Source organism: Pseudoxanthomonas sp. LjRoot204_2 (assembly GCF_056175765.1).
Window position 1 is genome coordinate 1 of record NZ_JBGFFG010000094.1, and the last position, 9,535, is coordinate 9,535.

Genomic DNA, 9,535 nt, shown 5'->3' on the forward strand with positions numbered 1-9,535 from the left:
GGTCGGGGGTATATCAGCGACGCAGACCGAGCTTTTCGATCAGGGTCTTGTAGCGCTCGTTGTCTTTCTTCTTGAGGTAGTCAAGCAGGCTGCGGCGGCGATTGACCAGCTGCAGCAGGCCACGGCGGCTGTGGTGATCCTTCTTGTGGGTCTTGAAGTGGCCGCTCAGGTGCTCGATGCGGGCGGTGATCAGGGCCACCTGGACTTCCGGCGAACCGGTGTCGTTGGCGCCGCGCGCGTTGTCGGCAATGACTTTCTGGGTATCGATGGACATGCGTTTTCTCTGGTGGATGCGTGGCCTGCAGGAACGCGGGTGTCCTCCGCGCGCACCGCCTGGCTCGCCGTTGATGAAGCTGGGAAATGAACGAGATACCGGCATAAAACCGGCGGCGTAGTGTAGCCTCCGGGTCCTTGTGAAACAAGGTTCTATTGCGCGCGATCCGTCTTCACGGCGGTGCCGGCCACCGCCCAGGCGAACAGCCGCTGCGGCGACAGCGTGCCTTCGGCATCGACCGTCCCGAGGCCCAGCACGCGTCCTTCCGGCCCGTGGATCGCCACCGGGACCTCGCTGGGTGGATACCCCCGCAACCTTTGCCCCTGCGCCAACCGGCGTGCACCGACAGCATCCACCTCGACCCGCGGGAAGCCGGCCAGACCGGACTCGATGGGCAGCAGGCAGGCCTCCAGGGCAGCGTCGCCCCCTTGTTCAGCCAACGCCTGCAACGCCTCCAGGGTATACATGGGCGCCTGCATGAACGGATCGACCCAGAGGCGCCGCAGGGCCCCGACATGGGCGCCGCACCCCAACGCCTCGCCGAGGTCACGGACCAGGCTGCGCACGTAGGTCCCGGACCCGCATTCCACGCGCAAGGAGAGCCGATCAGGCGCGATCCCGAGGATCTCGATGCCGTGGACCTCGACCTCGCGCTCCGGCGCTTCGATGACGTCACCCCGCCGCGCCTTCGTGTAGAGCGGCTCGCCCCCCTGCTTCAGCGCGGAGTAGATGGGAGCGCGCTGGCGGATACGACCCTTCAGTGGCGCGAGCGCAGCAGCGACGGTGGTGGCATCCAGCGGCGGTATCGGGCGCTGGCGCAGCGGGACGCCATCGGCGTCGTCGGTATCGGTGGTCGTTCCGAGCACGGCGACCGTGTCGTAGGCCTTGCGCGACCCCAGCAGCAATCCGGCGATCTTGGTGGCTTCGCCGAAACACAGGGGCAACAGGCCGGTCGCCAGCGGATCCAGGCTTCCGGTATGACCGCCCTTTTCGGCCCTGAACAGGCGCCGCGCGACCTGCAGCGCACCGTTCGAACTCATGCCCTGCGGCTTGTCGAGCAGCAGGATGCCGTCAAGGGCGCGGAACTTGGTCTTGGGCGACGCCATGGGAAGCAACGCGTTCCTTTCGTAAGTGCAGGCCACGCCCGCGACGCTCTTCGCATGCAGGGAAGAGCAGGAGCATGGCGCGCGCCCGCAAGCGCGGCTAGCGGGTTCCGCAAACCAACGGTGGCGCGGACCGTCCGACGGACGGCACGGCGGTGGGCTCGACCATGCGCGGGCCGGGCGCCGCCTCCGCTACGGATCCCGCGGCTCTTCGTCGGCCGGCGGGGGCGGCAGGTCGCGCAGCAGATTTTCGATGCGTTCGCCGCGGTCGACGGAATCATCGTAGTGGAAATGCAGCTCCGGCACGTGACGCATCTTCACGCGTCGTGCCAATTCCATGCGCAAGCCCCAGGCCAGTTCCTTCAGGCCCTTCATCGCCTCGACCGAGCGTTCCGGCATCRGGGCGGTAACGAACACCTTGGCGTGCGCCATGTCGCGGGTGACTTCGACGTCGGACACGCTGACCGACGGCAGGCCGTGCTCGCGCACGGCCTCGTGCACCAGCGTACCCAGCTCCCGGCGGAGCTGGGCGGACACGCGGTCGGTGCGGTGGAACGACTTGGTCGGCATGATCAGAGCGTGCGCTGCACTTCGATGCGCTCGAAGCACTCGATCTGGTCGCCCGGCTGCACGTCGTTGTAGGCCTTCACGCCGATGCCGCACTCGGTGCCGTTGCGCACTTCGTCGACGTTCTCCTTGAAGCGGCGCAGCGACTCCAGTTCGCCTTCGAACACCACCGTGCTGGCGCGCAGCACGCGGATCGGCTTGTTCCGCTTGACCGTGCCTTCGACCACCATGCAGCCTGCGACCGCGCCGAACTTGGAGCTGCGGAACACGTCGCGCACTTCGGCGATACCGATGATCTCTTCGCGGATCTCCACGCCCAGCAGGCCGGACGCCACCTGCTTCACCTGGTCGATCACGTCATAGATGATCGAGAAGTAGCGCAGGTCCACGCCGTTGGCTTCGATGATGCGACGCGCGGACGCATCGGCACGCACGTTGAAGCCGATGACGGTGGCCTTCGAGGTGACCGCGGAGTTGGCGTCGGACTCGGTGATGCCGCCCACGCCGGAGCTGATGATGTTGATGCGGATCGACTCGTTGGACAGCGCGACCAGCGAATGGCGCAGCGCTTCCACCGAACCCTGCACGTCCGCCTTGACGATCAGGTTGAGGCTGAGCTGGCCTTCGCCCTTGCCGAGCTGCGCCATGATGTCTTCCATGCGGCTGCCGGCAGACTGCACCAGGCGCGATTCGCGGCGCTTGGCGTCGCGCTGCTGCGCCACGTCCTTGGCCAGGCGCTCGTCGGCGACCACGACGAAGTCGTCGCCCGCCTCCGGCACGCCGGACAGGCCCAGCACCTGCACCGGGATGGACGGGCCGGCCGACGGCGGCTGGCTGCCGGTCTCGTCGAACAGTGCCCGCACGCGGCCGTACTGGATACCGCAGACAAGGTAGTCGCCCTTCTTCAGGGTGCCCTGCTGCACCAGCACCGTCGCGACCGGGCCGCGGCCCTTGTCCAGCGAGGATTCGATGACCACACCGCTGGCGCGGCCGTCTTCCACGGCCTTCAGTTCCAGCAGTTCCGCCTGGATGGAGATGGCGTCCAGCAGGTTGTCCACGCCCTGCCCCGTCTTGGCCGAGATCTCGACCATCTGGGTGTCGCCGCCGAACTCTTCGGCGACCACTTCTTCGGCCAGCAGCTCGTTCTTCACGCGCAGCGGGTCGGCGTCGGACTTGTCGATCTTGTTCACCGCCACGATCAGCGGCACCTTCGCGGCCTTCGCGTGCTGGATGGCTTCGCGGGTCTGCGGCATGACACCGTCGTCGGCCGCGACCACCAGCACCACGATGTCGGTCAGCTTGGCGCCGCGGGCACGCATCGCGGTGAACGCGGCATGGCCCGGGGTGTCGAGGAAGCTGATGACGCCCTTCGGCGTCTCCACGTGGTACGCACCGATGTGCTGGGTGATGCCGCCGGCTTCGCCGCTGGCGATCTTGGTACGGCGGATGTAGTCCAACAGCGAGGTCTTGCCGTGGTCGACGTGGCCCATGATGGTGACCACGGGCGGACGCGCGACCTTGTCGCCCTGCTGCTCCTCCGAATGCGCCAGCAGTTCGTTCTCGACGTCGTTGGCGTCGGCGCGCACGGCCTTGTGGCCGAGTTCTTCGGTGATCAGCGCAGCGGTGTCGTGGTCGATGGTCTGGGTGATGGTGGCCATCACGCCCATCTTGAACAGCGCCTTCACCACGTCGCCGCCCTTCAGCGCCAGCTTCTGCGCCAGGTCGGCCACGGTGATGGTCTCGCCGATCGCCACTTCGCGCACGATCGGGGCCGTCGGACGCTCGAAGCCGTGCGCACCACCGCCACCGCGGCTCTGCTCATGGCGGCGCGGCGGCTTGGGCTTGCCACGCGACGCGCCACGACGGGCACGATCGGCGGCGGACAGGTGCAGCTGGCCCGCGAAACGGCTGGTGTTGTCGTCGTCCTCGACGCCGGCGACCATCGCGTGCGAACCGCGCGTCTTGTGCTTGGCGGCAGCGGCGTTGTTGCGGTCGTCGGTGCGCGGCGGATCCTTGCGCACGACCGTCTTGGGCACATGGTGGCCCTGGGTCGCGGGCTTGGCCGGACGCACCGGCTCGTCGCCATCCACAGCGACGGCACCGGCGGCCAGTGCGGCGGCTTCCGCATCGGCCTGTGCACGCGCAGCTTCGGCTTCGGCGCGCGCGGCGGCTTCTTCCTGCCGGCGGCGCTCCAGTTCCTCGGCGCGCTTGGCGTCTTCCTGCGCCAGGCGCTGCTGTTCGTCGAGGTTGCGCTGGCGGGACTCCTCCAGCTTGCGCAGGATTTCCGCGCGCTCCGGATCGGCCTCGCTCTGCCAGTTGGTCGCCACCGATTCGGCGTCCGTCGGCTTCACGTACGTACGCTTCTGGCGCACTTCCACGTTGACCGTGGTCTTGCTGCGGCCGGCCGCGACGGTGACTTCCTGCACCTTGCGGCGGTTCAGCGTGATCTTCTTGGGCGCAGCTTCATCCACCGCGGCATCGCTCTTGCCGTGCGAGCGCTTGAGGAAGCCGAGCAGCTTCACTTTTTCCATGCTGGTCACGACCTGGTCGGGACCGCTGAAGCTCATGCCCGCTTCGGACAGTTGCTCCAGGAGTTTCTCTACCGGCGTGTTGACCAGTTCAGCGAGCTTGCGGRTGGTGGTTTGCTGCGACATTCGGATCCTAGTTTGGGTATTCCGCCCCCCCGGTGGTGGTGGGGCAACCCTGTTCAAGAGAGGGAATTCTAAGCCCTGCGGGTGCCAGGGCGGTGTTCATGGGTGGCTCATGCGCCGCATTCCAGGCGGGCCTGGAGGGCGGTCATGCGCCGCGCTCCAAGCGAGCGATCTCTTCGGCACGGGCGGCCAGGATCAGCGCGGCGGCGCGACCCTCGTCAAGCCCCTCGATGCCGAATTCGACCACTTCGTCGGCCGCCAGGTCGGACAGGTCCTCGCTGGTGCGGACGCCGTGCGAGGCCAGCGCGAACGCAGTCTCCTCGTCCATGCCTTCCAGCGCCAGCAGGTCGTCGGCCGGATGGTCGCCTTCCAGGCCTTCTTCCTCGGCCAGTGCTTCGTTCAGCAGGGCGTCGCGGGCGCGCGAGCGCAGTTCCTCGACGATGTCCTCGTCGAAGCCCTCGACGGCCAGCAGCTCGCCGACCGGCACGTAGGCGATTTCCTCGACGGTGCTGAAGCCTTCGCTGACGAGGATGGCGGCGATCTCCTCGTCCACTTCCAGCTTGTCCATGAACAGCTGGCGGGCGACGGCCTGCTCGGCCTCGCTCTTGGCCTGGACCTGGTCGGCGGTCATGACGTTGAGCTGCCAGCCGGTCAGGCGGCTGGCCAGGCGGACGTTCTGGCCGCCTTTGCCGATCGCCTGCGCCAGGCGGTCTTCCGCCACGGCCAGGTCCATCGAGTGCTTCTCTTCATCGACGATGATCGACTGCACTTCGGCCGGCGCCATCGCGTTGATGACGAAGGTGGCCGGATTGTCGTTCCACAGCACGATGTCCACGCGCTCGCCGTTGAGCTCGTTGCTCACGGCCTGCACGCGCGAACCGCGCATGCCGATGCAGGCGCCGATGGGATCGGTGCGGGTGTCGTGCGCGAGCACGGCGATCTTGGCGCGGTCGCCCGGATCGCGCGCGCAGGCCTTGATCTCGACCAGGCCCTGGCCCACTTCCGGCACTTCGAGCTTGAACAGCTCGATCATGAATTCCGGGGCGGCACGGCTGATGAACAGCTGCGGGCCGCGCGGTTCGTAACGCACGTCGAACAGGTAGCCGCGGACGCGGTCGCCGGCGCGCAGCACGTCGCGCGGGATGCCCTTGTCCTTCGGGATGAAGGCCTCGGCGTTGCCGCCCAGGTCCACGTAGATGTTGCCGCGCTCGGCACGCTTCACCACGCCGGTGACCAGTTCGCCGACGCGGTCCTTCCAGGCGTCGACCACCTGGGCGCGCTCGGCCTCGCGGACGCGCTGCACGATGACCTGCTTGGCAGCCTGCGCGGCGATGCGGCCGAAATCGGGGTTCTCGATCTTCTCTTCAATCCAGTCGCCCACTTCGGCGCCTTCGGCTTCGTCCTCGGCGTCCATCAGGCGGATCTGGCGGTCGGGCGATTCCATCACCACGTCGTCTGCCACCACTTCCCAGCGGCGGAACGTCTCGTAGCTGCCGTCCTTGTGGTCGATGGTGACGCGCACCTGCACGTCCTGATCCAGGTAGCGCTTCTTGGCGGCGGACGCCAAGGCGGCTTCGATGGCATCGAAGATGACTTCGCGCGGCACGCCCTTCTCGTTGGCCACCGCGTCCACGACCAGCAACAGTTCCTTACTCATTGATCACTCCGCGCGCGGCTTGCGGGCCGCCGGTTGGTTGGGTTTTTCTTGGCTTTCTTGGCCGGCGCACGCGTGGCGTCGCCGGCTTTCTTGGCACCGGCCTTGCGGCCGCCACCGGGTTTCTCGGGCGCCAGGCCCAGCGCGGCCCAGTCGGGGACCAGCCGCGCCTTGTCGATGTTGTCGAACGCCACCGTCATCTCGGCGTCGTCGACGGTGAACACGATGCTGTCGCCTTCGATGCGTGTGATCTTGCCCTGCAGGCGACGGCGACGCTCCTGCGGCAGCTTCAGCACGGCCTTGGCCGTTTCGCCGACGAAGCGCGCGTAGTGCTCCAGGCGGAACAACGGCCGGTCCACACCCGGCGAGGAGACTTCCAGCGTGTAGTTGCCGGAGATCGGATCCTCGACGTCGAGCTGCGCGGACACTTCGCGACTCACCGCTTCGCAGTCCTCGATGTTGACGTGGCGCGTGGCGCGCTCGGCTTCCTGCACATCGATGTAAAGGCGCACGGTGGCGCCGCCGGGCGCGGGCAGGTATTCAATGCCGAGCAGTTCCACGCCCAGTGCCTGGACGGTGGGTGCCAGCAGGTTGGCGATGTCGTTGGCCTTGTCGCTCACGGATTCGCTGCCGATGGTTCGTGGTTCTGCATTCGCTGAAACAAACAAGGGGCCCGATGGGCCCCTTGTCCGATACGCTGGATGTCGGTGCAACGACGGGAACATGCGTCGTTGCGTGCCCAGGCTTCTCGTTGGCCGCCGGTATCGGCGGCCTCGGATAAACATGGTAGCGGGGGCAGGATTTGAACCTGCGACCTTCGGGTTATGAGCCCGACGAGCTGCCAGACTGCTCCACCCCGCAGCAGAAGCGAAATTATGATGAATACGCCGGTGCATTGCAAGCCTTGCCATGCACCCAATTGAAACATCGCGTTCATCACGGGTGCCGGCAGCGCCCTGCCGGCGAAAGACAGCGTGGATCGCGGGATCCGACCTCAGCCCGCGAAGGCCAGCTTGCACCACGCCATGATCGGGTTCCAGGCGATGCCCAGCACCAGCAGGGCCAGTGCATTGACGCCGAACACCATCGGCACCACGCGGTCGGCACGCGGCGGCGGAAGCTCGCCCACCGGCTCGTCGAAATACATCACCTTGATGACGCGCAGGTAGTAGAACGCACCGATCACGGCGCACAGCACGCCGACGAGGGCCAGCCACAGGAAGCCGCCGTTGACGGCCGCGCCCAGCACCACCAGCTTGGCCCAGAAACCCAGGAACGGGGGCACGCCGGCCAGCGAGGCCATCACGCACAGCACCAGCCCGGCCTGCCACGGGTTGCGCGCATTCAGGCCCTTGAAGTCGTCGATCCTGTCGGCCTCGAACCCCTGCCGCGACAGCACGATGATGGCGCCGAACGCGGCCGCCGACATGATGGCGTAACTGATCGCGTAGAACAGTGCGCCCGAATACCCCACCTCGCCGCCGCCAGCGAAGCCGACCAGCAGGAAGCCGACGTGCGATACCGTCGAGTACGCCAGCATCCGCTTGAGATTGGTCTGCGCGATCGCGATGACGTTGCCGATCACCAGCGACGCGGCCGCCAGCCCCGCCAGCAACCACTGCCACTGCGCAGCCGCCGGGCCCACGCCATCCTGCAGCAGGCGGAACGCCATGCCGAACGCGGCAAGCTTCGGAGCGGCGCTGATGAACAGCGTCACCGGCGTCGGCGCACCCTGGTAGACGTCGGGCAACCACATGTGGAAAGGCGCCGCGCCCAGCTTGAACGCCACGCCCGCCACCATGAACACCACGCCCGTCAGCAACAGCATGCGCGCGTCGCTGCTTCCACCGAGCGCAGCGCCGGTGGCATCGAAGATCGCCGGCAGCTGCAGCGAACCGGTCGCGCCGTACACCAGCGACATGCCGTAAAGCAGCAAGCCCGAGGCGAGCGAGCCGAGCACGATGTACTTCATCGCCGCCTCGGTGGACAGACCGTCGTCGCGGTTCAGCGCAACCAGTGCGTACGAGCACAGCGCCAGCAGTTCAAGGCCCAGGTAAACCATCACCAGACTGCCCGCCGACACCATCATCATCATGCCCGCCGTGGCGAACATGACCAGCACCGGGGCCTCGCCCGGGTACAGGTTGCGCTCGCGCAGGTACGGCCAGCCATAGACCAGTGAGAGTGCGCTGACCGCGACGATGACCACCTTGCTGACGTCGGCCAGCGTGTCGCGCACGAACATGCCGCTGAACACGGCCCCCTGCCCGCCCACGCCCGTCGCCAGCATCCATACCACCGCCGCCATGACCACCAGGGCGAGCGCGTGGGTGATGATGCGACGGGAGTTGTCGAGGAACAGGTCCAGCATCAGCAGCGCGAACGCACCACCGATCAATGTCAGTTCGGGCAGCAGCGGCTGCAGGTCGGCGGCGGAGATGGTCATCGGCGTCGTCATGGTTCTTCCTTACAGCTTGCTGTTGGCGAGCTGCATCGCCAGTTGCGCGATCGACGGCTCCATCAGGTCGGTCAGCGGCTTGGGATACACGCCCAGCGCCAGCACGCAGACGGCGAACCCGCCGAGCACCACGGCCTCGCGCAGGGACACGTCCTTCAGCTCCGCCACGTGCGCATTGGCCACATCGCCCAGGATCACGCGCTTGACCAGCCACAGTGTGTAGGCCGCACCGATCACCAGCGTGGTAGCGGCGAAGAAGGCGATCAGCGGGTGCTGCTGGAACGAGGCCAGGATCACCATGAACTCGCCGACGAAGCCGCTGGTGCCCGGCAGGCCGGAGTTGGCCATGCCGAACAGGATGAAAAACGCGCCGAACCACGGCATCGTGTTGATGACGCCGCCGTAGTCCTTGATCATGCGGGTATGCATGCGGTCGTACAGCACGCCGACGCAGGTGAACATCGCGCCGGAGATGAAACCGTGGCTGATCATCTGCACCATCGCGCCCTGCAGGCCGAGGCGCGCGCCGTCCAGGTTGCCGTAGTCGCGCACCAGGCTGAAGGCGATGAAGATGCCGAGCGTCACGAAGCCCATGTGCGAGACCGACGAATAGGCGATCAGCTTCTTCATGTCGTCCTGCACCAGCGCCACCAGGCCCACGTAAACGACCGCGATCAGCGACAGCACGATGATGAACATCGCCCACTCATGGCCGGCGTCCGGCACGATCGGAAGGCTGAAGCGCAGCAGGCCGTAACCGCCGATCTTCAGCGCGATAGCCGCCAGGATGACCGAGCCGGCGGTCGGCGCCTCGACGTGTGCGTCCGG

At 67.0% G+C, this 9,535-nt stretch carries 8 protein-coding genes and 1 tRNA gene; all 9 read right to left on the minus strand.

The genetic code is table 11. The features are described from left to right. Positions 1-13 precede the first annotated feature (13 nt). Positions 14-274, minus strand: a complete 261-nt coding sequence (rpsO, locus tag AC04L7_RS06405) for a 30S ribosomal protein S15 (protein ID WP_142124238.1) — start codon at positions 272-274, stop codon at positions 14-16. Positions 275-426: 152 nt separating this feature from the next. Beyond that, a complete protein-coding gene (gene truB / locus AC04L7_RS06410; protein WP_435999245.1) occupies positions 427-1,380 on the minus strand; it encodes a tRNA pseudouridine(55) synthase TruB in 954 nt (317 codons plus the stop codon). Positions 1,381-1,569: 189 nt separating this feature from the next. Beyond that, positions 1,570-1,947 carry a 30S ribosome-binding factor RbfA gene (gene rbfA, locus AC04L7_RS06415; RefSeq protein ID WP_475512710.1) on the minus strand — a complete coding sequence of 126 codons (378 nt, stop codon included), beginning with the start codon at positions 1,945-1,947 and terminating at the stop codon, positions 1,570-1,572. Between the two features lie 2 nt (positions 1,948-1,949). After that, positions 1,950-4,598 (minus strand): translation initiation factor IF-2, encoded by a 2,649-nt coding sequence (gene infB, locus AC04L7_RS06420; RefSeq protein WP_475512711.1) that lies wholly within the window; start codon positions 4,596-4,598, stop codon positions 1,950-1,952. Between the two features lie 142 nt (positions 4,599-4,740). Then, the gene (gene nusA, locus AC04L7_RS06425; protein ID WP_296282669.1) at positions 4,741-6,252 is read right to left on the minus strand and encodes a transcription termination factor NusA; all 1,512 of its coding nucleotides are present in this window, start codon (positions 6,250-6,252) and stop codon (positions 4,741-4,743) included. Further along, positions 6,249-6,869 carry a ribosome maturation factor RimP gene (gene rimP / locus AC04L7_RS06430; protein WP_435999250.1) on the minus strand — a complete coding sequence of 207 codons (621 nt, stop codon included), beginning with the start codon at positions 6,867-6,869 and terminating at the stop codon, positions 6,249-6,251. The genes nusA and rimP overlap by 4 nt, the downstream gene beginning before the upstream one ends. 164 nt (positions 6,870-7,033) lie before the next feature. Next, positions 7,034-7,110, minus strand: a tRNA-Met gene (locus AC04L7_RS06435). A 133-nt stretch (positions 7,111-7,243) separates the two neighbouring features. Further along, complete coding sequence (gene nuoN / locus AC04L7_RS06440) at positions 7,244-8,707, minus strand: NADH-quinone oxidoreductase subunit NuoN (protein ID WP_299343067.1); 1,464 nt, start codon at positions 8,705-8,707, stop codon at positions 7,244-7,246. A gap of 9 nt (positions 8,708-8,716) precedes the next feature. After that, on the minus strand, positions 8,717-9,535 hold an 819-nt coding region (locus AC04L7_RS06445; protein WP_475512712.1), incomplete at its 5' end, for an NADH-quinone oxidoreductase subunit M.